Source organism: Pseudorhodoplanes sp., from assembly GCF_059499825.1.
Map to the genome: position 1 here is coordinate 280,726 of NZ_JCABZI010000002.1, position 22,055 is coordinate 302,780.

Here is a 22,055-nt window from a genome sequence, read left to right on the forward strand (position 1 = left end):
CCCGCATCAGATATAGACACCCGGCGACGTCACCGAGCCCGCGGCATTGCCCGGAAAATAGCTTGCGCCTCCGCCATTGGTGAAGATGACGCCGCCGCTCGCGACCGCATATCGCGGTCCGGTCGCGGCGCCGGAAAACGTCTTGCTGGAGATCATCGCCACCCCGTTGGTATAGGCCTCGATGAAGCCGCGGGTGAAAGCGGGGCTGCCGGTCAGCGTAACCGCGTAGGCGCCGCGAGCCTCGATGATGCCGGCCATTTCGACCCGAAGCGCAATGTCCGCGCTGGCCGCGATCTCGAACGCGTATTGCAGGGTGGCCAGTCCGCCCGCGACATAGATCCAGCCGAATGACGGGCTCCCGGTCATCCGGCAATTGGCGCCGAGTGTGAACGCGCCGCCGCGGCGGACATTGACCGCGCAGAACCCGCCCGGCGTCAGCGTCACGCCGGTCATCTCGATCGCCGCGCCGCCGGACAGGCCGAGCCCGTTGCCGGTACTGGACAGGATCACGCTGGACGGATTCGCCGGGTCGCCACGAATCAGCAGCGATTGCATCGACAGGAAGGCTGCAACGCATTCCTGCGTGAGCGGGAACGTCCCTGCTCCGAGCTGGATCGTGACGCGGTAGCCGGACCAGTCGAGCGCATAGGCGAGGCTGATCGCCTTCGCGATGGTGGCGAGCGCGCCGCCGCTCGTGTTCGTCAACCCGTCATTGCCATCGGAACCGTCGGTGCGGACATAATAGGTGCGGTTCGCGGTCAGGACCGGACGGCTTGCGGTATTCGGAAATGAAACCTTGCCGCTCGTGCGCTCCACCCGCATGGCATCATGCCACGCCGACCCGTCGGAACTGACCTTGAACGCGAGATCGTCGTCGCCAATCAGACCGATTTCGGCGCGCCCGGAATAGCCGGTCTGCAACAGGATCGACAGGACATCGGCGGCGGTTTCCTTGTTCAGCTTGGTGCGCAGATTGCCGTCGCCGCCTTCACTGTCGTAGCGGGCCGTCCAGAGCGCGTTGTTGAGCTTGGCCGTAAGCGGATTTGTCGCATCGGCGGTGGTGCCGAGCCCGAGCCGCGTGACGTTCTGGAATTCATCGCTCGCGCCGGGCAGCGGTTGCCAGTCCGTGCCGTCGAACACAAGCGCTGCGGCTTCGTCCTCGACATAGCAGAGCCAGCCGCTCTGCGGCGCGTAGAACGCCCAGGTGCCGTCGCGGAAATGCGCGATCTGGTTGTCCTTGCCGGCGAAACCGTCACTGCCCGGCGGGTGCACGAGATAGCGGTCGCCATCCGCCGGTGTCCCTGGCGGGGCCGACAGGTCGCGATCCTTGACGCTGAGCATCACCAGCGCATCGAGGATGCGCAGCGCCTCGTTGTGGGTCACGTGTTTCTGCGCCTGCGCTGCGGCGATCACGGGCAAGCCGAGATGGACGGTTTCGCTCATGGGGATTTTCCGTTATGGCGGTGCCGCGGCGAGATGGCCGCGACGGAACAGGTCGAAGCGATGAATGACGGTGTTGCAGCGTTGCTGATGCAGAAGGAATTGCTGCCGGGCGAAAAGCTGCTGCGCAGTTACGGCGCCAATGCGCTTCTGCCGCTTCATCCGAATGCGGGCGGCGCAGATGCGAGGCCGTATGTCCTCGGCGCGTCAGCACCGAAGAAGGTGCTCGGCATGCTGCACCTCACCAATTACCGGCTGAAATTCAAACCGACCGATCCGCGCGAGCCGGACTTCTCGATCATGCTGCCCGCTATCACCCGCATCCAGGATGTGTCGTTTCTGCTCGTGCGAAAGTTCCGGCTGACCATGCAGGACGGCAGCGTCATCGAATTCCTGAAATGGGGCATTCCCGCCTTCATCTACGCGGTGAATGCGGTGGGCGGCGCGGCGCGCGAACTGGACTGGAACGCGATCGCGCGCGACATCGCAGAGGCGCCGCCGGAGGCGCTCGGCGCATGGGCGGTGCTGCCGCGCGAGCTTCAGTCGACCGATACGACCGCTTCCGCCGGATAGCCGCGCCCGACCAGCGCCGACATCTGCGCCACCCGCAATGCGATCGCGGAAAGCGGCGCGCCGAAATCGGCGATCTCGTCGGCGGATGGATAGAGCACGTGCGTCGTATCCGACATCAGCACTCGCTTCACATTCGTACCGTCAAGGATATCGATCTCGTAGCGCTCGAACGCTTCGCCGAGCGGCACCTCCTCGGCCTCCCAGGAATCGCCGTCGCGCCGCGTGCGTCTGATCCAGGAGAGCAGGATCCCGTCCTCCCCGCGCACCGCGCGCAGATGCACAGGCGCATAAGGTCGCAAGCTCACGTCTTGCGGCGTGGCATCGACCGAGACCGCCGCCGTGTCGCCATGGTCGCGCTCGGCAGCGATAACGCGCAAGGACAGCGGCCGCCCGAGCATGTCGAGGCCGCGCGCCACCGGCACCACATGCTCGTCCAGCATCACAAAGCCTGCGCCCTGCGGCAGCGGATCGGCCATCGCCCATTCGGTGCCACCCTGCCCGCGCAGGAGACGTGACAGCTCGTAGACGCCGTCGCCGACCAGTTCGGCATTCGCGAACTGGATGATCTCGCACGCGCCGTCCGGCCGCTGCAGGGCTGCCAGATTGGCGCCGCCGAGCAAGGCCAGCTCAGAAACCGACGCAAGCTCGCCGCCATAAAGCTCCACGCGAACAACATTGGCGTCGTCGATGAATCCGGCCGGTCCCTTCGGCAGCGGGTCCAGTGTCTCGCCCACGATCGCCGGTGCAAAGGCAATGGCCGCGCGCTCATAGGACGCCCCGTCGCTTGATCGCCAGATCGCAACCGGTCCCGGCCAGGGATCGGCGAACACCGCTGCGCGAGTCAGCACCACCGGTTCGCCCGCGTCGAAGGCCGGAAGATGCAGGAGCCGCACTTCGACCGGACCGACCGGCAACGGCAGCGGCGGCGCTGCCGTCACCTCCGGCTCCAGCGGAAGACTGAAGATATCCGGATCGATCGAGCGCGCCTTCACCGCGCGCGAACCGGTATCGACAACATCGCGGATTTCGATCACGCGCCGGCGGCCGTCGGCGGTCAGCGCGATCACGTCACCCGGCGTCAGCGCCATCAGGCTCGGTGGCAGGGAAAAATCGGCGCTCTCGCGTCCTGCCCACAGATCCTGCAGCCAGATATCCGCGCGCCGCGCGGCGGCCTTGCCGCCGGTGACCATTGCGATATCGCTCTGCACCAGCCTCGTTGACGAGCCGATCAGGCGGCGCGAGCACGCAGCGCCGCGCCGATAGTCGCTGCGGCCATCGACAAAGCCGATCGACACCTCGCGCGGCAATTCGGTTTCCTGCGCGCGCGTCAGCCGCAACGGTCCTCCCCGATCCGGCAGCACGCAGTCCGCATCGGTGAGGTCGAGCACCGGCGCACCGCCGCGCGGCCGGAACGCAAGTTGTCCGGCGACCTCCGATGCCTCGAACGCGAAGGCCTGCGCCAGCGGTTCGATGGCGGCCCGCGCGCTCATCGGCCGGTCGATGCTGTAGCCGTCCGGCCCTTCCCCGAGCGCGGACATGTCGCAGGTCGGCGCACCGGCGTCGGCCAGGATCGTCGCCAGCAGCCCGTCCATCGGCGTCGCGCCAAGCCGCCCGGTCAACCAATGGCCGGTCTCCCAATTGGCGCCATCGCTCCAGACCTCGGTCGCCTGCGGAAACACCGGATAAGGGCGCGCGTCCCAGGTCCAAGATGGATGCCGGACGGATCGACCATGCGCCCGTCATAGAGTGACGATTGCGGATTGAGATCGCTGTCCGCACCGAACACGGTCAGCACCGCTTCGAGATAGCGGCGCTGCATCAGGTCGTCGCGCCGGCCGTTGGAAAAATGCGGATAGCCGCCGCTTGCCGATTTCGCATCGGGGAACACACTCGGCTGGTTAGCGCCCTTGTCGACCGCCGGACATCCGGTCTCGGTCAGCCAGACCGGCTTCGATTGCGGCACCCACCCGGTGGGCGATGACAACTCGACACCGCCGACGCGCTCATGATGCGGCTGCGACCAGAAGCTCCACAGATCCTTCTGCCGGAACATCCATGGCTTGCCGAGCCCATCGGTGATCGGCGTGCGCGTCTGCGCCTCGCGCGCGGTTTGATCCGCGTAATAGAAATCGAAGGCTTCACCGCCGCCCAGATTGGCTTCGAGATAGTCGCGCCGATGGATTGAATCCGATTGAGCGCGGTCGGCATGGTCCGGCGTGTCGCGCCAGTCCGCCAGCGGCGGGTAATAGTCGATGCCGATCGCATCGATATGCTCGGATGCCCAGAGCGGGTCGAGCGGGAAACGCACCTCCTGCGCCGCGGCATCGACGACATGGGTGCCGTATTCGGTCCAGTCGGCGGCATAGGTGATGATCGTGTCGTCGCCGAGGATCGCGCGCGCGTCGGCGGCAAGCGTGACGAGCTGGCTCACCGCCGGATAGACGCCGGAGGCGGAGCGCACGCGCGTCAGGCTTTTAAGCTCCGAGCCGATGACAAACGCATCGACGCCGCCCGCATCCGCAGCCAGCTGCGCATAATGCAGGACCAGCCGGCGCAAATTCCAGCCGTCATCGCCACCATCCTCAAACAACGCATCGACCTGTTCACCCGCGCCACTCGTGCCATCGGGCGATCCATCGACACCCGGCGCCGGATCGCAGGTGATCTCGCCACGCCAGGGAAAGGCCGGCTGCGGCGCCTCGCCGGTGTAAGGGTTCGACAATTCATTGTCCGCTGGCACATCCATCATCAGGAACGGATAAAGCGTGATCTTGAGCCCGCGATCCTTCAGCTCGCCGATCAAATGACGCACGCTGTTATCGGACGGCGTGCCGCCATAGGCCGCCCGCCCGTCCACGCGCGAGACCACGTAGGCGTCGTCCCGACTGACGCCGGCCACCGACCAGGTTGCGCCGTCGGTGTCCTTGTTGGCGCGGTCGACACCCGGCCTGATCCGGCACGCACCCGCACGCAGATCGTCGCCGAACCAAGACACCACGATCGCGACGCGCTCGAGATTGGGGCACAGCGCTTGCAACTCATCGAGCGCGGCGACCACGTCCGAGGGCGCATGCGCGACATGCCGGTTCTCGGGCATGTGCTTGCCCGGCCCGAGCTTGCGCGTGACGGTGGCAGGCTCGTAGCCGAATTCGGTCGCGCCCGGGATCAGCGTCACGGCGCGGACGGCATTCTCCAAAGCGCCGACCGGGCGCACGATCTCGAACGACAATTGCGGGATGCGATTGCCGAACGGACCCACCGGCAACCGCTCGAATACCACATAGCAAAGCCCGCGATAGGCCGGCGCGTTCGAAGCGCCTTCCTTCGCGACGATCAGCGGATCGGCGCTCTGATCCTCACGGCCGGAATAGAAGCGCACATTGAGCCGCGACAGGTCGAGCGGCTTGCCGTCGGCCCAGACCCGCGCCAGATGCGCCACCGGCCCCTCGGCCAGCGCCACGGCGATATTGGCGAAATACGAGAAGGTCCGCGTCGTCGTGGTCTCAGGCGGCGGTGCGGCGCCCTTGCCGCCAGCAGCCGCGCCACCCCCCGTCGTTTCGGTGCGGGTCTTGACCTTCTCCTCGAGCGCGGTCGCCCAGATCACCTGGCCCGGCACCCGGACGCGTCCGTACACGCGCGGAATCGGCGCGCCTTCGGTCGACACCATGACGTCGAGATCGCGCAGCCGCGGACCGTTATGCGTGCGCGCCGGGGTCGAGGCCGGTGCGAACAGGCTCTGATCGATCAGGCTGCCGCCGATCGCGCCGGCGAGCCGGCCGGCCAGTGCGCCGACCGGACCGAACAGCGCGCCGCCGATGGCGCCGCCCGCAGTGGAAAGGACCAGCGACGCCATCACTTCACTCCGGGAAATCGAAAGGCATAGGCGAGACGCCGCCGCCACCACGCCGCGAATGCCACTTCCGCCACCGCGGCGCCGTCATGCGCATGAATCATGGTGCCGTCACCGGTCAGGATCGCGGCGTGCTTGGCGACAAGTCCGGTGCGCCAGCGAAACAGCAGCACGTCGCCGCCCTGCATCGCGTCGCGCGCAACCGGCACCAGATGACGGCTGCCCGCTTCGGCCAGCGTTTCGCGTGCCGCGGCTTCCGCCCAGTCGCGCGAATAGGCCGGCATGGGTTCGGGCTCCTCGCCATGCAGCGCACGCCACACGCCCCGCACCAGCCCGAGGCAATCGCAGCCGACGCCCTTGAGCGATGCCTGATGCCGATACGGCGTGCCGATCCAGCTGCGCGCCTCGGCGATGATGACGTCGGGTGTCATGGGCATGTGAAGGCCTCGTGTCCCGGGCGCGGCGCGGCACGCAGTGACGCGCTGCAGAACCGGGACCCATTTTGGTCTTTGTCTCGATGGGTCCCGGATCAGCGACGCACCACTTCGCATTCGCTCGCGCTGCATCGCGTCCGGGGCGCGAGACCTACGTCTTCTTCAAGCTCTTCCCGTCATGTCCGGCTTCGCCATCGAGCGCGTATCGCATCAGGAAATCGTTGCCGGGGATATGCGGGAAGCCGCGGAAATTGAGCACGTTGTCGAAGCGATCGCGGCAGGTGGCGAAGCGCTTGTCGCAGCCTGCGGTGACGACGAAGGTGTCGCCTGGCGCGACGGCCATGGCCATCGCCTGCCACAGTTCGACAATGACGGTGCCACCGTCAACACGATGTCGCTTCACCTCCATCGCGTCGCCCGCATTGGCGCCACCGGTGAACGTCAGCCGTCCGCCGGTGAACCAGCCATCGGCAAAGCCGGACAGACCGCTTGCCGCGAATGTCGACACACCGTTCAGCAGCGTGACCGCGCCCTCCCCGCGATACAGCGGATCGCCGAGATCGATGCCACAGCGGGCATCCCCCAGGTCGGCCGTGCAGGTCGGGGTATAGAGCCGTCCGGTCTCCGCATTCAGCGCATCGGCCAGTCCGCGCAGCTCGGCCGTGAAGGCAATTCCCTCGCGCCGCACCTCGCCGATATGCCCGCGCGAGATCAGCACATGGAGCGACGGCTCGCTCCAGTCGACAAGATACATGTCGACCTGCGCCGCATCGTAGCGCCCGGCGGCGAGCGCATCCTCGTTCAGGCTGTCGTCCGACAAAGCACCCGACACCTCGATGCCGTCGACACTGAGGCCGAGCCGCGCCACCGCTTCCGATCCGGCAAAGCCGGTATCGGCACGGCAGACGACATCGTTCAGCATCACGTCGCGATCGTGATCGGTGAAGCCCTGGATCACGCCGTCACGGCGCGTGAGAATCCAGCAGCGGCACAGCGTGGTGGCGCCGGAATCCAGCTTCACCTGCAGGGCGGATGGGATGTTGCGCATCGGCTTACACCCTGATTTCCACCAGCGGGATTTTCGGGATCGCACCCGCGGCGAAGGCCGACAGGTCGACTTCCAGATAATCGGTGTCGAAACGCACAGGCACGTCGAACAGGAAGCCCGCGGTCACCGCCTCGCCGGGACCAGGCGGCTCGCTGAGCGTCACCACACCGGTGGTCACATCGATGGCGACGCCGCCATCCAGCTCCACGCCATCGACGGCAATCCGCACGCTTCCGGCCACCGGCTTCGTAACCGGTCGCGCATATGGCGCGAACGCGCCGCCATACATCTTCGCCAGTTGAAACGTAGCGGTATCACCATCCCCAAAACCAAGCGTCTGGTCGAACGGCGTCACCGCAACACCGGGAGCAGCGGACGAGTGATCCAGCCGGTCGCGCCAGCGAAAGCCATGCAGCATGCCGCGCCGCTCCTCGAAGAACGCGATCACCTGCGACAACGCATCGAAGGTCTTGGTGCCGTAGCCGGCGTCATAGCGCCGCCGCGAATGCGCCCAGCGCGCATTGCGCTCCTCGCGACCGGACGCAAGCGCAACGATCTCGGTGCGCCGTTCCGGACCGCCGGCGCTGCCGAGCGCGATATCGAGCGGAAACAGGATTTCGTGGAATGCCGACATGTTGCCTCACATTCCGCGCTGGCCGCGCGCCACCGCGCGCGCGATCTGGCCGGTGACATAAAGTTCGGAGCGCCGGAACGAGTCCGCGTCGGGCGTTGCGATATTCACAATGATGCTCGAGCCGCGCCCGCCGCCGGATGCGGCAACGCCGAGCCGTCCGTCCGGACCACGCGCCAGCGGCATGATCGCTTCCGGTCCGGCCTCGCCGGCCAGTCCCGTCCCGCCGGAGCGGAGCGGAAAGTACGTGGGCGTGCCGATGATGCCGCCGGACGCGAAAGCCTGCACCGGCCCGGCCCCGCCGCCCGCATACAGACCGGCAAACCCCGCGGTCAACGCATTCTCCACCGGCTTGAAGGCCAGCCGCAGCGCGATGTCGGAGATCCGCAGGTAGAGCGACTTCAGCACATCGTCGAGACCGCGGCTGCCGGTCACGCCCTGCGCGAACGCATCCGACAGCGCCCGGCCGAATTGTCCGGCACTGCGGTTGATGTCGCGCATCGAGCGATCGATGGTGCGCATGCCGCGGTCGAGCGTGTCCACGCGTTCGGTCAGGGCAAAATCGTCGAAGTCATCGGCCATCTGGATATCTCGTCATCAGGTCATGCAGGTCGGTGCGACGCAGCGGCGTGGCCGCGCCGGTCACCGCGGCGATCGCGAGCGCGAGTTCGCGCGGTGTCATCGCCCAGAACGCCGCAGGCGACAACCGCAGCACGCCGAGCCCGAAGCCGATCGCCTCGTCCCAGGGGAATGGCTTCATGTTTCCGCCCGTCCGAAGGTCGCTTCGATCAGGGACGCGGCGATGCGGACATAGCCCTCCGCGCCATCCGGCGAGGCCATGCGCGCCACCTCATTGTCGGTCACGCTCTCGCCCGCTCCGCGCAAGCCCGCGCCGATGATGCGGATCAGGTCGCGCGCACTCATGCGGCCCTGCGCGAAGCGTTCGGCCAGTGCGACCAGGTCGCCATCGCCGAAGGCAGCTTCGAGTTCGGCCAGCGCCCCGAGCGTCAGCACCAGAATGCGCTTGCGCCCGCCGATCTCGGCTTCGATCTCGCCTCGGTGACGATTGGGCATGAGAAATCCTCTTCTCTCGTGTCCCGGACGCGGTGCAGCACGGAGTGATGCACCGCTGAGCCGGGACCCAAACTGATTGTTGGTGGGTTTATGGGTCCCGGTTCTGCGCAGCGTCATTTCATGCCGCAGCGCGCCCGGGACACGAGATACGGCGAGACCTAGGCCGCCGCGAATGCCAGCTCGCCCGCGGATTCCAGCGCGATGTCGTAGGTGACCTCGCCGTCATGCTCGCCGGCAAATTCGAGACTGGTGATCTGGAACGCGCCCTGCACCACGCCGAAATCCGGGATCACCACCTGGCAGTTCTTCACCGCGCCGTCGAAGAAGGTCTGACGCATCAGCACGTCGGTCGCGGCGTCCTTGAACAAGCCGCGGCCCGACACCCCGGCCCGTTTGATGCCGGCGCCGTCGAGCAGTTCGCGCCAGCGCCCGGCACTCTCCGCATGCGTGATATCGACGGTCTCCGCGTTGAACGCGATACGGCGCGAACGCAGCCCCGCGACCGTCACGTAATCACTGCCGTCATGCATCTTGACCAGCAGGTCCTTGCCTTTTTGTGCTGTCATGTTGCCTTGTCCTGTCAGATTGTTGTCATCGCCCGTGAAGGCGGGCGATCCAGCGCTGGATGCCCCCGCCTTCGCGGGGCATGACGTCGAGTGCGTCACACTGCTTCCGTCACTGCGCGGAACCGCACCAGCGCGTGATAGGTGCGCCCATCCGACTCGCGGCGGATATCGGCGAGCGAGAAGCGCAGGTTCACGAGTTGATGGCCGTCGGGCGCGAGCGGCGCATCGTCGAGCGCCTGCAGCAGCGCGCCGGCGATCAGATGCGCCTCCTTGTGTCCGCCCTGCCGCGACCAGGCATGCAGCGTGAGCTGATGCTCCTGCAGCGACTCGTCGCCGGCGGAAAAATCGGACACCCGCGCTTCACCGAGCGTCACATACGGAAACACCGCATGGGCCGGCGGCTCGTCATAGATCTTCGCGCCGCCGAGAATGCCGGTGAGCGCACTGTCTGCATGCAACGCGTCATGGATCGCCGCCCGCAGGGCTGCGGTTGCTGTCGACATGGATATCTCCCGTGATTACGGAACGATCTCTTCCGCCTCGATGGCCAGAAACCGCTTGCGGCCGTCGCGATCGCGCAGCGACACGATGCGGAACACACGCTCTCCATCGCGGAAGCGATGCCGCGTGGTAATGTCATCGGCAAAGCGCATGCCGATCCGATGGGTGATCCGCGCGCCGGCGCGCTCCGCCTCGATGGCACGCGCGGCCGCAAGCGGAGTCACGTCCGCCCACAGCGTCGCGACCGTTTCAAAGCTGCGCACCACCCCACCGGCCCCATCCGCGCCTTCCACCGGCGCTTCCAGCGTGAGCCTTCGGTTCAACGATCCTGGATTGCTCATAGCGACAGCACCCGGAACGGCGCGATCAGCGAAGCGACCGAATGCGGCATCATCGCCACCTCGCCGCTGGCCGCGATCACGCCGCGGTTCTCGTACCAATGCGCCACCAGCATGCGGATCGCCTGGCGCAGCGGTGCGGGCACCGCATCCGGCTCATCGCCGTAGCCGGCAACGATGTCGATCTCGATGCCGGCAGCAAGCTTGCCCGGTGCCGGAGGCGTGCCGCGCGCAAAGGCCAACACGGCCGGCGCCGACACCCTGTCGATCGCGAAAGTCCCGACGTCGAGCAGATGCGGCATGCCGTCGGCATCGAACACACGGATCGCCGTGACCTCCTGCAGCGGCACCGGCAGGACCGGCAGCCGCCCGGATGCGGGCCAGACATCGCGCACCAGTCGCCAGGTCTGGTCGATCAGCGCCCGGCGGGTCTGCGCTTCGACATGGACCCGCGCGGCAGCGATCAGCGCGGCGATCACGTCATCGTCGTCGTCGTGTTCGACGCGCAGATAGTGTTTGGCATCGGCAAGCGAAACCGGCTCGAGCGCCGGCGGCGTCAAGAGAAGTGCGGACATGACTATTGACCTGGTTGTTGTCGTTACCTCTCCCCGCTCTCTTGCGGGGAGAAGTAGACATGTGAGCGCAGCGAGCATGTCGGGTGAGGGGCCGGCGCAGAGCGAACGGCACACTCGCCCCTCACCCGGCTCGCATCTTTGATGCTCGCCATCCTCTCCCCGTTTCACGGGGAGAGGAAAAAGAAAAAGCTTACATCCCGCCGGTCAGCATGATGGCGATCGGCATGACGGCCACCATCGCGAACGAGGTCAGCACCAGCGTGGACGCCGCCTCGGTTTCATAAAGGCCGTAGCGCGGCGCCAGCAGCACGGGAAAAACCGCACTCGGAATCGCGCAGATCAGGATCAACTCGCGCCCCAGCGGTTCCCGCACCGCGAAGATCGTGACCAGCAGCAAGGCGAATAACGGCTGCACCATCATCTTGGCCACGACATTGGCGACGGTCTCGAAACTCACCGTCACCTTGTAAGCGGCGATGATCAGGCCGGCGGCAAACAGCGACACGCCCGATGTCGTCGATCCGATCAGCGTCAGCATGTTGTCGATCGCTTCCGGCACCGGAATGCCGGCCAGCACGATCGCAACCGCGGTGAGCGGCGCCCAGACCAGCGGCTTGACGATGCTGCCTTTGAACGCTGCGACCATCTGTTCGCCAAGCCCGTCCCGTCGCCGGCCACTCTCCGCTTGCCGGGCGCGTGCCGCATGGATTTCCAGCAGCAACACGGTCAGCGGCGCGACCGTCAGGTTCGCGATTGCAGTCGCCGACGTCACCGACAACAGCCCGGAACCGCCGAACAGCCCCTTGAAGATCGGGAAGCCCATGAAGGCGATCGACGGGAAGCTCAGAAGGCAGGCCTGCAGCGCAGCCATCCCGAGCGAGCGGCGCAGCACAGAGAGGCTGAACAGCACGACACACGCATAGAACGCAACGAGTGCGAGGGTGGTCGCGATCAGAAATATTGTCTCGCCGCGCGGCGGATGCGCCGCGGTCTTGACGATGCCGACGAACATGATCGCCGGCAGCGCGTAATCGATCGCCAGCTCGTTGATGCCCTTGACCTGGTTGGCATCGAATTTCTTGCTGCGTCCGGCGAAATAGCCGAGCGCAAGTACGAACAAAACCGGCAACAGGACCGAGAATGAATTGACCAGCATGCGGAAATGTCGGGGCGCGAAAGCGAGGGCCTCCGACACTCGCATCATCGCCGCGGCATGCCAAGGGCGTCGATGGTGCAGACCGGCGGGGCAGCCGGTATTGCTCCGGGGCACGGGTTGACACCGCGCGCGAACATCGTTCCTAGATCGGCATCATGCGCCGCCTCATCCTTGTTGCCCCGCTCCTGTTTGCATGCCTCTCGCCCGCCACCGCCCTGGTCGGCGGCGCGCCGGCTGTGCAGGGCCCGCAGGCGGCGGTGATGATCGTCGGCTCGCGCGGCAATTCCTGTACCGGGATCGCGGTCGCGCGCGACTTGGTGCTGACCGCGGCGCATTGCGTGCCGCCCGGGGCCGATTACAAGCTGGTCGCCTTCGATGCACAGCGGCAGCCGCAATTGCGCGATACGCAAAGCATCGCGCGCCACCCGCAATTCAGCCAGAAGACCTTCGACGCCCACCGCGCCACCGCCGACGTGGCGCTGATCAAGGTCGCGAATGCGACATCCGCGGCCCCCGCCTCCATCCATGGCGAGCGGCTCAAGATCGCGCCCGGCGACCGCCTCACCGTTCATGGCTATGGCCTCACCCGCATGGGCGACGGCAAGAGCGGCGGTACGCTACGCAGCGCCACGCTGACCGTGACCGGACAGCCCGGCAATCTTCAGATCCGACTGATGGACGGCAGCACCCGCAACGAGCGCCCCGGTCTCGGCGCCTGCACGGGCGATTCCGGCGCACCGGTCTTCCGCGACATCGGCGGGCGCATGATGGTGGTCGGCGTCGTCAGCTGGTCGACCGCCGCCGGCAACGAAGCGGGCTGCGGCGGACTGACCGGCGTCACGCCGCTGTCATTATACTATCCTTGGATCGTCGAGACCGCGCGCAAGCTGGGAAGCCTGCTGGCGCCGTAACGCGTCCGCCATTGACAAGTCACACGCGCCTGCGAACCTGCCGCTCCTGTCCAACACAGAGGCGGTCGCATGTTCCCGGTTCCTACCAGTTTCTTCCTCACGCGCGGCGTCGGCGTGCATCGCGACCAGCTCACCGCCTTCGAGCTGGCCTTGCGCGAGGCCGATATCGAACAGCAGAACCTCGTCACCGTCTCCTCGATCCTGCCGCCGGAATGCGTCGAGGTCACGCGCGAGGCCGGCGTCGCCACGTTGCGTCCCGGTGAAATCACCTTCTGCGTGATGGCGCGCACCGAAACCAACGAGCCCGGCCGCCGGATTCATTCCAGCATCGGCCTGGCGCGTCCGACCGACACCAAAATGTACGGCTATATCTCCGAGCAGCACGGCTACGGCATGACCGCCGACCAGAGCGGCGACTATGCCGAGGATCTGGCGGCCTCGATGCTCGCCTCCACCCTCGGCATCGAGTTCGATCCCGATGCCGCCTGGGACGAGCGCAAGAAGGTTTATCAGACCAGCCATCTCATTTTCGGGTCGACGTCGATCACCGCGGCCGCGATCGGCGACGACGCCGGCCGCTGGACCTGTGCGATCGCGGCGGCCGTGTTCCGTTTCGCGGAGCAGAAATAATGGCCGGCGTCCCGACCTTCGCAACGCCCTCGACCTTTCTCGGCATCCTGCGTCTGCAGGCCGAGGCCGAGATCCACATTGCCGGCATTCCGCTCGACATCGGCACCACCAACCGCAGCGGTGCGCGCTTCGGCCCGGCGGCGATCCGCACCGCAAGCCGCATGCTGGTCGATGGCGACCACCCGCATTGGTGGATCGATCCGGCTGCCCTCTCCGTCGCCGATATCGGCGATTTCGACATCGCGCTCGGCGACATCGAGAACAGTCTGGCGCTGATCCAGGAGCAGGCCGCGGCCTCTCCGCATCTAATTGCGCTCGGCGGCGAACACACGATTTCGCTGCCGCTGTTGCGCGCGCTGGCCGAGGGCCAGGGCGCGCCGCTGGCGCTCGTTCATTTCGATGCGCATGTCGATACCTGGCCCGATAATTTCGGACAGGTCTATGCGCACGGCTCGGTGTTCTTCCACGCCATCGAGGAAGGCCTGATCGATCCGAAGCGAACCGTACAGATCGGCATTCGCTCGCCGATGCAGCGCGAGGTCTATGACTGGACGCGCGACAAGGGCGTGACCATCATCAGCGCGCAGGACGTGCATGAATTCGGACCGCAGCCGGTGGCGCAGCGCGTGACCGAAATCGTCGGCGACGCACCGGCCTATCTCTCCTTCGATATCGATTGCCTCGACCCCGCCTTCGCCCCCGGCACCGGCACGCCGGAAATCGGCGGGCTGACCAGCTGGCAGGCGCAGGCGATCCTGCGCCGCCTCGACGCGGTCGGCTTCACCGGCATGGACCTGGTCGAAGTCGCGCCCGCCTACGACACGGCGGAGATCACCGCGCTCGCGGCGGCGACCATGGTGTGGGAATATCTGGCGATGGTCGGGAGGCCGAAGGCGTGACGGCGCCAGGGCGGGCGCTCAGGAGTTCAAGCGCTCAGGATTTAAGGTCCGGCGCCGGCTCCGATTGCAACCCGTAATGGTGAATCAGCCGGTCGAGAACCACGAACACCACCCCTGCGAATGCAAACACGAAGACGAATTCGACAATGTGGGTCAGCACGCTGTCATAACCGATCTTCGCCACGTTGACGAACGGATAAGGATAGAAGCCTGAGAAGGCTCCGTGCAGCAGCGTCCAGCCGCCATAGGTCAGCGGCGGCACCATGATCGCCGGCACGTTATGCAGGTGCAGCGATCCCTTCGGTATGTAGAGCAGCCAGAACAGAACATACGCCGGCGGCATCACGTAGTGCAGCAGATGGTCGTAGCGCGCCTCCCATCCGTGGATCACATAGAGGCCTGAAAGCAGAAAGAAGAACACCAGGCCGGTGATCGAGATATAGACCGCCGTCGCCATGGCAACCGGCGGCGACAGCAGAAACCGTCCCGCGCGCGTCTCTGGCAACAGCGCCGCCGCGGTGAAGGTCGTCGCCACCAGCGTGTTCGAGAGCATGGTGAAGTAGCTGAAATAATCGACGGTGCCGGCCAGTGAGTGAAAGTCCTGCCTGGCGATGTAGTGCCCTATGACCGAGAACCATCCGACCAGCATGAAGACGAACGCATAGATCCGCGCCATTCCGCTCCCCCAGGCGAAGCGGGCTACGCGATGCTCGCTGGCGCGTACCGCTTCGCACCAGGCACACCGGTGCCGCACCCGGCAAAGGGAGCACGAAGTCCTCAAAATTCAGTCAATACCGGACTGCATAAGGGACAGGACGCGCAAGCCAGCTGTGTCGTCCGGTGTCGCGCCGGGAGGGCAATGTGGCGGCTATTCGTCGAAGCCGGCATTGACCCGGTCGGACCAGTCGATGCGGTCGGCACGCGCGGCCGCACCGGTGGTGTGGGCCGTATAGGTGCCTGCCGCTTCCGGGTTCTTGACCGAGCGGGCAACCGAATAGGCGCCGCCGGCCAGCACTGCCAGCGTCAGCACCGATGCAACAAGTATCTTCAGATTCAAAACGCGCATATCCAATCTCCAATCTTCTTCTTGTTGCAGCGCATATAAGTGCGCCGCGCGCGTTTCGCATGCTCACGACCGCGTGACGGCAAGGCAGCAATGCCAGGCTTGCATGAGTCGGCCGGCCGCGGATGTCAGGCGCCGCGGTGGAGTCTTATCGGCCGCGAGGCAACCGTTAAGACTTGTCAGCACCCTTCGGCGGCGGCGCCTGGAAGCCATAGAAATTGGACTGCTCCTGCCAGTCGAGCCGGGCCGAACCGGTGGTGAAGGCATCGGCGGTGGATTCCTGGATCCGGCTCAGCCCGGCATAGCCCGCACCGGCGAGGATCACGACGGCAAGGACCGAAAGAGCATAGACGCGCATGGCAACCTCCATCTCGATGGCCGGGATGTAGCGACACCACGCGCGCCGCGCTTTCACGTGGTTGTGACGGGTTGTGCGATCTTGCCGGAATCCATTCTCCGCTCGTCCCCGCGAAAGCGGGGACCCAGACTTTCTGGATTCCCGCTTGCGCGGGAATGAACGGATGATGGGTCGGCACGGACGCTACGCTCCGCTGAACTTCAGCAGCTTGATCGCGTCGAAATCCTGCACGCCGCCGCCGACGCGCTTGGTCGTATAGAACAGCACGTACGGCTTGGCGGAATACGGATCGCGCAGCACCCGCACGCCCTGGCGGTCGACCACGAGATAGCCGCGCGCGAAATCGCCGAATGCGATCGAATAGCTGTCGGCCGCGATGTCCGGCATCTCCTCGGCCTCGACCACCGGAAACGTGAGCAGCCCGGCCCGCCCGCCAACCTGCGCCGGCGGCTGCCACAGGTAATTGTCGTCGGCGTCCTTCAGCTTGCGGATCGCAGACTGGGTTTTGCGGTTCATGACGAAATGCGCGTTCTGGCGGTAGCCGGCCTTCAGCGCATAGACCAGATCGATCAGCGGATCAGCCGGCCCGTCGGTCGGGAAGCCCGCATCGAGCCCGGTCTCGATGAAGCCGATATTGCCCCAGGACCAGGACGCGTCCGCGACCTTGGTATATTGCATGAATCCCTTCGGCTTGTTGGTGCCGTCGCCGTTGACGAAGGCTGCCCCCTCCTGCACCGCGAACACCTGCTCGACTTCGCTGGCGATCCACTCGTCGAGATTGACGGCGCTATCCTCCAGCAGCACCGGCGTCGCCGCCGGCATGGCGTAGAGTTCGGCTGCCGGAAACGACAATTCGTCCAGCACCGACGAATTGGTGGTCGGCCGCGACGCCGTCTCCGCCACCCAGCCCGTCGCCGGCCCCGTGGTCATGAACGGCTTCTTGTAGACATTGCCGGAAATCTCGCGCACCGACGCGATCGCGCGGATCGGCGAGATCGCGGCCAGCCGCTTGCCGATCTCGCGCTCGACCTCGTCGGGCACCAAATAGCCGCCATCGGCGGGCGTGCCGGCCGACATGGCTTTCACCTCCAGCGCGCGCAAACCGGCGCTTTCGCCGGAGCGGATATAGGCCTCGAACGCGGTCTTGTGTTCGCGCGCCGACGCGCTTCTGGCGCCGGTCTCGATACCGAGCTGCGGCCGCACCGACTTGAGCGACAATTCGTCGAGGCGGCGGGTCTGCGCGTCGAGCGCGGCATCGATGCGCGCCACCTTCTCCTCGTGCAGCACATCCGCAGAGCGCCGCTCGATCGAGGCGATGCGCTCGTCATTCGCCGCCTTGAAGGCGTCGAAGGTGCGCATCAGCTCGGCATGGGTCACATGCGATTCCTGACGGGCGTCCGGGGCGAAACCGGCCTTGGTTTCGAGGTCGTGATGGGCAAGGTCCATTGCAGTCTCCTGGTGAATGCGAAAAAAAAGCGCGCGAGGCGAAGGCCTCGCGCGCCGCAACGGCGTGGCCGGCCCGCGACGCACGACACTCCGCGCGACCAGGACCGGGGCTGTTCAGAAACCGCACACCTTATTGTGATGAACGGTGTGCGCGTAAGATTGGCGCTACCAAGTGTTGGTAACGGTATCGCCCGGGCGCTCGGCCCGGCTCGGAATCAGGGACGTCAGATGCATAAGATTGTAACCTTCGCCGTAACCGCCGCAGCCCTTGGAGCCATCGCGATAGCGGCACCGGGCAGCGCGCAGGCCCAGTATTACGGTAGCTATATGAATCAGCCGCGTGCCTATGCGCCGCCGGCCTATGCACCGCCCCCGGTATACGCCGCGCCGCCGGTCTACCGGCCGCGCGTGGTGGTGACGCCGCCGAGCTACGGCTACGGCAGCAACGCCTATACCGACTACCGCCATTTCGGCGATCCCTCGTCGCGAGATGCGCTCGACACCTGCGCCTATTGCTAGGCGCGGATCCTCAGACAGCGGGAATGCGACGTTTCATGCGAACCACAACAGCGCTCGCCGCCGCTTCGATCGTCCTGGGTGCCGCTGCCTTGGCGGCGCCGGACGCGGCGATGGCGCAGCCCGTCGCCGGCATGATCGCGGATAGGTCTGACTGGGTGGCGCAGCCGGCGCAGGATGTCAGCGCCCAGCAACGCAGACCCCGGACCTATACGCCGCGCACCTATACCCCGCGATACACACCGCCGCGCAGCAACACCGCGCCGCGTTACATCTATCCGGGCTCGCGCGACGCGCTGGATACGTGTGCGTTCTGTTGAGCTGGAGTCGGAAGGTCGAAACGTAACGCGCCCAGAGACGCGGCAGCGTCCACCTACTTCGGCTTGTAAACGCCGTCATCCAGGAACCCGAGAGACATTCCCGCCTCGAGCGCCTGCGGTTGCCAGCCCGATGCCCTGATCGCTTCAAGCTGCGCCCGCGCAGCAGCGGGCGCAAACGCCAGTGTCGCCATTGCAGCCTTGACGCGAACCTGCATATTCTTGTGATTGAACAGAGGCAACAGCGCCGAGCGCTGATCGCCGGGACGGGATTTCAATTCGCTCTCGATGGCTTCCAGCTTGTCGTAGATCTTGTTAACTGTGGATATGGTTCTCAAAAGAAGAGCCCTGTCTTGCTCCACGGCAAGCTCTGCAAACAACTGCACTAGCGTTTCAGTCGTGTTCTTGGAGAGAGCCGCACCTCTCATGGCTTGAGTACTCCAACATCTCTCAAAGCTTTGAGCCCGATATATCGCCTCTATTCCCAGCTCTTGTTTTGCAAATATTGCCGCGGGGTCAGCCCACCCAGGTTCTTATTGCTGGTTTGGAACCACGAGTTGATCTCCCAGTGCTTGTAGCGCGGGATGAGCACGAGATTGTCCGCCCTGTTGATCACGCTATCGGGATAATTATCATTGCGCGCCTGAGTCTGTTCGACAATGTGGTGCACATCATAGCCCCGCTTGTCCGCCTGGAATATCCCATCGTGTAATTCTCCGAGGCTTTTCGGTGCATCCTGGAAGGACCTGATCTCCCAGTATTTTTCATTGAGCCAGCGGCTTGCGGACGTAACGACCTCGGCCAGATAATCGCTCGCCAATCGCGCGTTCCGCGCCACCTGTTGGGCAATATAGTTGCGGCCCTGCTGCGTATTGGGCTGAGTAGATGGAATATTGCTCAGCGTTTCGATCGGTGGCAGGCCAGGTCCGCGGCGACGGACATCCGAGAAGTCGGTCAGGTCGAGATCGCCCAGATCGTCATCCGACGCGCCGCCGTCCTCCTCCTCGCCACCCGCGTCCGTCCACTGCCCCAGTTCATCCCGCGGCTGGTCGGGATCGAACCCGGCCTTCAGCGCCATCGCATGCTTGCGGAGCGCGATCTCAAAGCGCATCGCGGCGACATGCCATTTCAGCCGGAGCAGCTCCGACTGCACCCCATCGAGCGCATTCATCGTTTCACACGGCGCGCTGATACAGCACGCGCCGCCGCGCCTTCGGGTCGACCACCAAAGGCTTGCGCGCCCGCGCGGGCGGAGCCAACGGGGGCTTCGCCTCCTTCACCGCGCGGGCGCGCGCTTCCGGCACCGCACTGACGCGCGCACCTGGAAGCAGCGGAAACGTCACGATCGAGATTTCCCAGAGGTCGATCTGATCGAGCTTGCGCACGCGCGATTTCGGATCGACATGTGCCCTCACCGTCTTGAAGCCGATCGACAGGCCGTCGGCGGCGCCTTCGCGCAGCAGCGCCAGCAATTCGCGCGCCCGCGTCACGTCGGGAATGAGCCGCCCGCGCACGCGCAGCCCGCGCCAGTCTTCGGCTATCTCGTGCCAGATCCCGATCGGCTCGGCCGGATCGTGCTGGAACAGCATCGGAATGCGGCGCACGCCGCGCAGTCGCAGCGTCTGTGCGAACGCGCCCGGCATGACCATGTCGCGCGCCTGGTCGATCTCGCCGAACAGACTGGCGTAACCCTCGACGCTGCCGTCGGGGAGAATCGCCGCGCGCGGATGGAACGGGGTGTTGTTGGTGTTGGGTGCGAGCATGGATGCGCTCCTTCACCGCTTGCAAGGCAAGCAATGCACTCGTGCCCCGGACGCGGCGCAGCAGCGAGTGTTGCGCCGCAGAGCCGGGGCCCATGAATGGCGAACGGAAATGGGTCCCGGGTCTGCAGCGCGTCATTTCATGCCGCGCAGCGCCCGGGACACGAGACAGAGCTAGCCCTTCGGCGTCTTCCGTCCCCGCGCCTTCCGCACCGCCTTCACGTCGCGCGCGGCGTTTTGCTTCGACACCCGGTCGAGATGCGACAGAAATTCGCGAAACACCGTGAGATGGTCGCGCTTGCGATCGGTCTTGCGCTTGGGCGCGGGACTGAGCGAGCGCATCACGGAATGCAAACTATCCATCAACGGCCTCCGAATTTTCTGTTGAAGCGCGACAGCTCGCGCACGAAATCGTCGAAGCGCCGCATCGCCGCGGCGTATTCGCGCAACACGAAGATCAGCAGCGCGCTCGCGCCCGCCGCCCACAGGAACAGCGCCAGATGCGCGAGATCGCCGCGCTCGGCGAAGATGCGGGTCAGGTCGGGCATGGACACAATCTCCGTTCGTCCCCGCGCAAGCGGGGACCCAGGAGTCACGAGCGAGGCGGTTCTGGATTCCCGCTTGCGCGGGAATGAACGGAGCTGAGAATCCCCCTCACCCGGATCGCTTGGTTCGCTTCCGTTTCACGGGGCAAGCGAGTCCCCGCCCTCCACCGGCCCGTAACCCACCGCGATCCGCTTCTCGTTCAGCGTGAGAAACGGCGCCGCCGTCACCCGCGCCCATAAGGCCGAGCGATCGGTCGACAGTGCGTCGATCCGGTCGGTATCGACCGCAAGCCGCACGTTGCCGCCATAGGCGGGCGCGAGCCATTGCGACAGCGCGGCGCCGATGCGGCTCGCCAGCGGCAGCACCGTGCCGCGGTAGAAGGCGCGGTTCGCCTCCTGGTAATTCGCATAGGTGTTGTCGCCGGGAATCCCGAGCAGCATCGGCGGCACTCCGAAGCACAGCGCGATCTCGCGCGCGGCATTGTGCTTGGCGTCGAGAAAATCCATGTCCTTCGGCGACAGCGACATCGCCTTCCAGTCGAGCCCGCCTTCGAGCAGCAGCGGCCGCCCGGCATTCTTCGCGCCCTGATATTCGCGCTCGAGTTCGTGCTTCAGCCGCTCGTATTGTCCGTCCGCCAGCACCGACGCCTCGGGCCCGGAATAGACCAGCGCGCCGGAGGGCCGCGCGGCGTTGTCGAGCAGCGACTTATTCCAGGCCGCCGCCGCATTATGCGTGTCGACGGCGATGCCGGCCGCTTCCAGCGGCGCGAAGCCGTAATGATCGTCGAGCGGATGGAAATGCGTGAGATGCAGGATCGGCGGCAGCGCCTGCGCCTGTTCGAATCGCAGGCTGCGACCGGCGACGTGATACTCGTAGGCCTCCGGCCATCCGTCGCTGCCGGGCACGACGCGCATGCGGTCGGGCCGCAGCGCGTAGAGCTCGCGTGGCCGGCCATCCAGCGTCACCGCTTCGAGATAGGCGTTGCCGGCGAGTTGCAGATGCGCGACCGCGCTTTCCAGAAGCGCCGCGCCGTCCTGCCGCGGATTGGGCCGCGCGATCAGGTCGAGCAGCGGATGCGTCTCGTGTTCGGCACTCTCCTCATAGACGAGCCAGGCGACCGAGGCGACCGTCTCCGCCACCAGCCGCACCGCGCGATGCACGATCGCATTCTTCATGTAGCCTTCGCGGGTCAGCGTCGCGATGTCGCGCGGCGTCCAGCGCGCACGGCCCTGCGACTGCAACGCGATCAGTTGTGCGGTGCGCGAGGATTTTTCTTCCGGCGCGCGGAACCATTTGGTGAGATCGAGCATGGATATCTTTCGCGGATGACGGGGGCGATCGCTCTGGATCGCGGACAACAAAAAAGGCCCGCATCGCTGCGGGCCTTTCGTTTCTGACGTTGAATCTAAAGTTGAAGACGTAT

At 65.8% G+C, this 22,055-nt stretch carries 28 protein-coding genes and 1 pseudogene; 6 read left to right on the forward strand and 23 right to left on the reverse strand.

Features of this window, described 5'->3' with window-relative positions; genetic code table 11:
- Window positions 1-6 precede the first annotated feature (6 nt).
- Window positions 7-1,443 (reverse strand): DUF2793 domain-containing protein, encoded by a 1,437-nt coding sequence (locus AC5I5I_RS04710; protein WP_495970389.1) that lies wholly within the window; start codon window positions 1,441-1,443, stop codon window positions 7-9.
- A 33-nt stretch (window positions 1,444-1,476) separates the two neighbouring features.
- Here AC5I5I_RS04710 and AC5I5I_RS04715 point away from each other — a divergent pair, with 33 nt between their 5' ends.
- The gene (locus AC5I5I_RS04715; protein ID WP_495970391.1) at window positions 1,477-2,013 is read left to right on the forward strand and encodes a PH domain-containing protein; all 537 of its coding nucleotides are present in this window, start codon (window positions 1,477-1,479) and stop codon (window positions 2,011-2,013) included.
- Here the strand turns inward: AC5I5I_RS04715 and AC5I5I_RS04720 are convergent.
- The 12 genes and pseudogenes from AC5I5I_RS04720 to AC5I5I_RS04775 form a co-directional block, all read right to left on the reverse strand.
- Window positions 1,980-5,866: pseudogene (locus AC5I5I_RS04720) on the reverse strand (baseplate multidomain protein megatron). The gene AC5I5I_RS04715 and the pseudogene AC5I5I_RS04720 overlap by 34 nt on opposite strands.
- Window positions 5,866-6,300, reverse strand: coding sequence for an NlpC/P60 family protein (locus AC5I5I_RS04725; RefSeq protein ID WP_495970393.1), 435 nt, complete (start codon window positions 6,298-6,300; stop codon window positions 5,866-5,868). Before AC5I5I_RS04725 ends, AC5I5I_RS04720 begins: the two are co-directional and overlap by 1 nt.
- 148 nt (window positions 6,301-6,448) lie before the next feature.
- On the reverse strand, window positions 6,449-7,345 hold the full coding sequence (locus AC5I5I_RS04730; protein ID WP_495970395.1) for a phage/gene transfer agent baseplate hub protein: 897 nt from the start codon (window positions 7,343-7,345) through the stop codon (window positions 6,449-6,451).
- A 4-nt stretch (window positions 7,346-7,349) separates the two neighbouring features.
- Window positions 7,350-7,979 carry a phage distal tail protein, Rcc01695 family gene (locus AC5I5I_RS04735; protein ID WP_495970397.1) on the reverse strand — a complete coding sequence of 210 codons (630 nt, stop codon included), beginning with the start codon at window positions 7,977-7,979 and terminating at the stop codon, window positions 7,350-7,352.
- Between the two features lie 6 nt (window positions 7,980-7,985).
- Window positions 7,986-8,558, reverse strand: a complete 573-nt coding sequence (locus AC5I5I_RS04740; RefSeq protein WP_495970399.1) for a phage tail tape measure protein — start codon at window positions 8,556-8,558, stop codon at window positions 7,986-7,988.
- On the reverse strand, window positions 8,548-8,736 hold the full coding sequence (locus tag AC5I5I_RS04745) for a rcc01693 family protein (RefSeq protein WP_495970401.1): 189 nt from the start codon (window positions 8,734-8,736) through the stop codon (window positions 8,548-8,550). Before AC5I5I_RS04745 ends, AC5I5I_RS04740 begins: the two co-directional genes overlap by 11 nt.
- Window positions 8,733-9,050 (reverse strand): gene transfer agent family protein, encoded by a 318-nt coding sequence (locus AC5I5I_RS04750; protein WP_495970403.1) that lies wholly within the window; start codon window positions 9,048-9,050, stop codon window positions 8,733-8,735. The genes AC5I5I_RS04745 and AC5I5I_RS04750 overlap by 4 nt, the downstream gene beginning before the upstream one ends.
- Window positions 9,051-9,208: 158 nt before the next feature.
- Window positions 9,209-9,616: a phage major tail protein, TP901-1 family gene (locus AC5I5I_RS04755; protein ID WP_495970405.1), complete on the reverse strand. Its 408-nt coding sequence runs from the start codon at window positions 9,614-9,616 to the stop codon at window positions 9,209-9,211.
- 95 nt (window positions 9,617-9,711) lie between these two features.
- Complete coding sequence (locus AC5I5I_RS04760) at window positions 9,712-10,119, reverse strand: DUF3168 domain-containing protein (RefSeq protein WP_495970407.1); 408 nt, start codon at window positions 10,117-10,119, stop codon at window positions 9,712-9,714.
- A 15-nt stretch (window positions 10,120-10,134) separates the two neighbouring features.
- Window positions 10,135-10,458, reverse strand: a complete 324-nt coding sequence (locus tag AC5I5I_RS04765) for a phage head closure protein (RefSeq protein WP_495970409.1) — start codon at window positions 10,456-10,458, stop codon at window positions 10,135-10,137.
- Complete coding sequence (locus AC5I5I_RS04770) at window positions 10,455-11,030, reverse strand: head-tail connector protein (protein WP_495970411.1); 576 nt, start codon at window positions 11,028-11,030, stop codon at window positions 10,455-10,457. The genes AC5I5I_RS04765 and AC5I5I_RS04770 overlap by 4 nt, the downstream gene beginning before the upstream one ends.
- Before the next feature lie 190 nt (window positions 11,031-11,220).
- On the reverse strand, window positions 11,221-12,186 hold the full coding sequence (locus AC5I5I_RS04775; protein WP_495970413.1) for an AEC family transporter: 966 nt from the start codon (window positions 12,184-12,186) through the stop codon (window positions 11,221-11,223).
- Between the two features lie 155 nt (window positions 12,187-12,341).
- Here AC5I5I_RS04775 and AC5I5I_RS04780 point away from each other — a divergent pair, with 155 nt between their 5' ends.
- From AC5I5I_RS04780 to speB, 3 genes are all read left to right on the forward strand, one after another.
- Window positions 12,342-13,097: a S1 family peptidase gene (locus tag AC5I5I_RS04780; RefSeq protein WP_495970415.1), complete on the forward strand. Its 756-nt coding sequence runs from the start codon at window positions 12,342-12,344 to the stop codon at window positions 13,095-13,097.
- Between the two features lie 69 nt (window positions 13,098-13,166).
- A complete protein-coding gene (locus tag AC5I5I_RS04785) occupies window positions 13,167-13,727 on the forward strand; it encodes a pyruvoyl-dependent arginine decarboxylase (RefSeq protein ID WP_495970417.1) in 561 nt (186 codons plus the stop codon).
- Window positions 13,727-14,626, forward strand: coding sequence for an agmatinase (gene speB, locus AC5I5I_RS04790; protein ID WP_495970419.1), 900 nt, complete (start codon window positions 13,727-13,729; stop codon window positions 14,624-14,626). Before AC5I5I_RS04785 ends, speB begins: the two co-directional genes overlap by 1 nt.
- A gap of 34 nt (window positions 14,627-14,660) precedes the next feature.
- Here speB and AC5I5I_RS04795 read toward each other — a convergent pair whose 3' ends face one another.
- The 4 genes from AC5I5I_RS04795 to AC5I5I_RS04810 form a co-directional block, all read right to left on the reverse strand.
- Window positions 14,661-15,302 (reverse strand): Pr6Pr family membrane protein, encoded by a 642-nt coding sequence (locus AC5I5I_RS04795; RefSeq protein ID WP_495970421.1) that lies wholly within the window; start codon window positions 15,300-15,302, stop codon window positions 14,661-14,663.
- Between the two features lie 192 nt (window positions 15,303-15,494).
- Window positions 15,495-15,692 (reverse strand): hypothetical protein, encoded by a 198-nt coding sequence (locus tag AC5I5I_RS04800; RefSeq protein ID WP_495970423.1) that lies wholly within the window; start codon window positions 15,690-15,692, stop codon window positions 15,495-15,497.
- A gap of 166 nt (window positions 15,693-15,858) precedes the next feature.
- The gene (locus AC5I5I_RS04805; protein ID WP_495970425.1) at window positions 15,859-16,047 is read right to left on the reverse strand and encodes a hypothetical protein; all 189 of its coding nucleotides are present in this window, start codon (window positions 16,045-16,047) and stop codon (window positions 15,859-15,861) included.
- 183 nt (window positions 16,048-16,230) lie between these two features.
- Window positions 16,231-17,493 (reverse strand): phage major capsid protein, encoded by a 1,263-nt coding sequence (locus AC5I5I_RS04810; RefSeq protein ID WP_495970427.1) that lies wholly within the window; start codon window positions 17,491-17,493, stop codon window positions 16,231-16,233.
- A gap of 228 nt (window positions 17,494-17,721) precedes the next feature.
- On the opposite strand from AC5I5I_RS04810, the gene AC5I5I_RS04815 reads away from it, so the two are divergent.
- Complete coding sequence (locus AC5I5I_RS04815; RefSeq protein ID WP_495970429.1) at window positions 17,722-18,012, forward strand: hypothetical protein; 291 nt, start codon at window positions 17,722-17,724, stop codon at window positions 18,010-18,012.
- 35 nt (window positions 18,013-18,047) lie between these two features.
- Entirely contained in the window at window positions 18,048-18,329 is a 282-nt protein-coding gene (locus AC5I5I_RS04820; RefSeq protein ID WP_495970431.1) for a hypothetical protein, read from the forward strand.
- A gap of 53 nt (window positions 18,330-18,382) precedes the next feature.
- Here the strand turns inward: AC5I5I_RS04820 and AC5I5I_RS04825 are convergent, their stop codons facing one another.
- From AC5I5I_RS04825 to AC5I5I_RS04850, 6 genes are all read right to left on the reverse strand, one after another.
- Window positions 18,383-18,754, reverse strand: a complete 372-nt coding sequence (locus tag AC5I5I_RS04825; protein ID WP_495970433.1) for a DUF2019 domain-containing protein — start codon at window positions 18,752-18,754, stop codon at window positions 18,383-18,385.
- A gap of 50 nt (window positions 18,755-18,804) precedes the next feature.
- On the reverse strand, window positions 18,805-19,497 hold the full coding sequence (locus tag AC5I5I_RS04830; protein WP_495970435.1) for a hypothetical protein: 693 nt from the start codon (window positions 19,495-19,497) through the stop codon (window positions 18,805-18,807).
- Between the two features lie 4 nt (window positions 19,498-19,501).
- The gene (locus AC5I5I_RS04835; RefSeq protein WP_495970437.1) at window positions 19,502-20,089 is read right to left on the reverse strand and encodes an HK97 family phage prohead protease; all 588 of its coding nucleotides are present in this window, start codon (window positions 20,087-20,089) and stop codon (window positions 19,502-19,504) included.
- A gap of 171 nt (window positions 20,090-20,260) precedes the next feature.
- Window positions 20,261-20,449, reverse strand: coding sequence for a hypothetical protein (locus tag AC5I5I_RS04840; protein WP_495970439.1), 189 nt, complete (start codon window positions 20,447-20,449; stop codon window positions 20,261-20,263).
- Window positions 20,449-20,634, reverse strand: a complete 186-nt coding sequence (locus AC5I5I_RS04845) for a hypothetical protein (RefSeq protein WP_495970441.1) — start codon at window positions 20,632-20,634, stop codon at window positions 20,449-20,451. Before AC5I5I_RS04845 ends, AC5I5I_RS04840 begins: the two co-directional genes overlap by 1 nt.
- Before the next feature lie 135 nt (window positions 20,635-20,769).
- Window positions 20,770-21,942, reverse strand: coding sequence for a phage portal protein (locus tag AC5I5I_RS04850; protein ID WP_495970443.1), 1,173 nt, complete (start codon window positions 21,940-21,942; stop codon window positions 20,770-20,772).
- Window positions 21,943-22,055: the final 113 nt, after the last annotated feature.

Bases quoted from the DNA above. Each gene is read 5' to 3' on its own strand.
- AC5I5I_RS04710 (WP_495970389.1), bottom strand. From the start codon at position 1,443: ATGAGCGAAACCGTCCATCTCGGCTTGCCCGTGATCGCCGCAGCGCAG.
- AC5I5I_RS04715 (WP_495970391.1), top strand. From the start codon at position 1,477: ATGGCCGCGACGGAACAGGTCGAAGCGATGAATGACGGTGTTGCAGCG.
- AC5I5I_RS04725 (WP_495970393.1), bottom strand. From the start codon at position 6,300: ATGCCCATGACACCCGACGTCATCATCGCCGAGGCGCGCAGCTGGATC.
- AC5I5I_RS04730 (WP_495970395.1), bottom strand. From the start codon at position 7,345: ATGCGCAACATCCCATCCGCCCTGCAGGTGAAGCTGGATTCCGGCGCC.
- AC5I5I_RS04735 (WP_495970397.1), bottom strand. From the start codon at position 7,979: ATGTCGGCATTCCACGAAATCCTGTTTCCGCTCGATATCGCGCTCGGC.
- AC5I5I_RS04740 (WP_495970399.1), bottom strand. From the start codon at position 8,558: ATGGCCGATGACTTCGACGATTTTGCCCTGACCGAACGCGTGGACACG.
- AC5I5I_RS04745 (WP_495970401.1), bottom strand. From the start codon at position 8,736: ATGAAGCCATTCCCCTGGGACGAGGCGATCGGCTTCGGGCTCGGCGTG.
- AC5I5I_RS04750 (WP_495970403.1), bottom strand. From the start codon at position 9,050: ATGCCCAATCGTCACCGAGGCGAGATCGAAGCCGAGATCGGCGGGCGC.
- AC5I5I_RS04755 (WP_495970405.1), bottom strand. From the start codon at position 9,616: ATGACAGCACAAAAAGGCAAGGACCTGCTGGTCAAGATGCATGACGGC.
- AC5I5I_RS04760 (WP_495970407.1), bottom strand. From the start codon at position 10,119: ATGTCGACAGCAACCGCAGCCCTGCGGGCGGCGATCCATGACGCGTTG.
- AC5I5I_RS04765 (WP_495970409.1), bottom strand. From the start codon at position 10,458: ATGAGCAATCCAGGATCGTTGAACCGAAGGCTCACGCTGGAAGCGCCG.
- AC5I5I_RS04770 (WP_495970411.1), bottom strand. From the start codon at position 11,030: ATGTCCGCACTTCTCTTGACGCCGCCGGCGCTCGAGCCGGTTTCGCTT.
- AC5I5I_RS04775 (WP_495970413.1), bottom strand. From the start codon at position 12,186: ATGCTGGTCAATTCATTCTCGGTCCTGTTGCCGGTTTTGTTCGTACTT.
- AC5I5I_RS04780 (WP_495970415.1), top strand. From the start codon at position 12,342: ATGCGCCGCCTCATCCTTGTTGCCCCGCTCCTGTTTGCATGCCTCTCG.
- AC5I5I_RS04785 (WP_495970417.1), top strand. From the start codon at position 13,167: ATGTTCCCGGTTCCTACCAGTTTCTTCCTCACGCGCGGCGTCGGCGTG.
- speB (WP_495970419.1), top strand. From the start codon at position 13,727: ATGGCCGGCGTCCCGACCTTCGCAACGCCCTCGACCTTTCTCGGCATC.
- AC5I5I_RS04795 (WP_495970421.1), bottom strand. From the start codon at position 15,302: ATGGCGCGGATCTATGCGTTCGTCTTCATGCTGGTCGGATGGTTCTCG.
- AC5I5I_RS04800 (WP_495970423.1), bottom strand. From the start codon at position 15,692: ATGCGCGTTTTGAATCTGAAGATACTTGTTGCATCGGTGCTGACGCTG.
- AC5I5I_RS04805 (WP_495970425.1), bottom strand. From the start codon at position 16,047: ATGCGCGTCTATGCTCTTTCGGTCCTTGCCGTCGTGATCCTCGCCGGT.
- AC5I5I_RS04810 (WP_495970427.1), bottom strand. From the start codon at position 17,493: ATGGACCTTGCCCATCACGACCTCGAAACCAAGGCCGGTTTCGCCCCG.
- AC5I5I_RS04815 (WP_495970429.1), top strand. From the start codon at position 17,722: ATGCATAAGATTGTAACCTTCGCCGTAACCGCCGCAGCCCTTGGAGCC.
- AC5I5I_RS04820 (WP_495970431.1), top strand. From the start codon at position 18,048: ATGCGAACCACAACAGCGCTCGCCGCCGCTTCGATCGTCCTGGGTGCC.
- AC5I5I_RS04825 (WP_495970433.1), bottom strand. From the start codon at position 18,754: ATGAGAGGTGCGGCTCTCTCCAAGAACACGACTGAAACGCTAGTGCAG.
- AC5I5I_RS04830 (WP_495970435.1), bottom strand. From the start codon at position 19,497: ATGAATGCGCTCGATGGGGTGCAGTCGGAGCTGCTCCGGCTGAAATGG.
- AC5I5I_RS04835 (WP_495970437.1), bottom strand. From the start codon at position 20,089: ATGCTCGCACCCAACACCAACAACACCCCGTTCCATCCGCGCGCGGCG.
- AC5I5I_RS04840 (WP_495970439.1), bottom strand. From the start codon at position 20,449: ATGGATAGTTTGCATTCCGTGATGCGCTCGCTCAGTCCCGCGCCCAAG.
- AC5I5I_RS04845 (WP_495970441.1), bottom strand. From the start codon at position 20,634: ATGCCCGACCTGACCCGCATCTTCGCCGAGCGCGGCGATCTCGCGCAT.
- AC5I5I_RS04850 (WP_495970443.1), bottom strand. From the start codon at position 21,942: ATGCTCGATCTCACCAAATGGTTCCGCGCGCCGGAAGAAAAATCCTCG.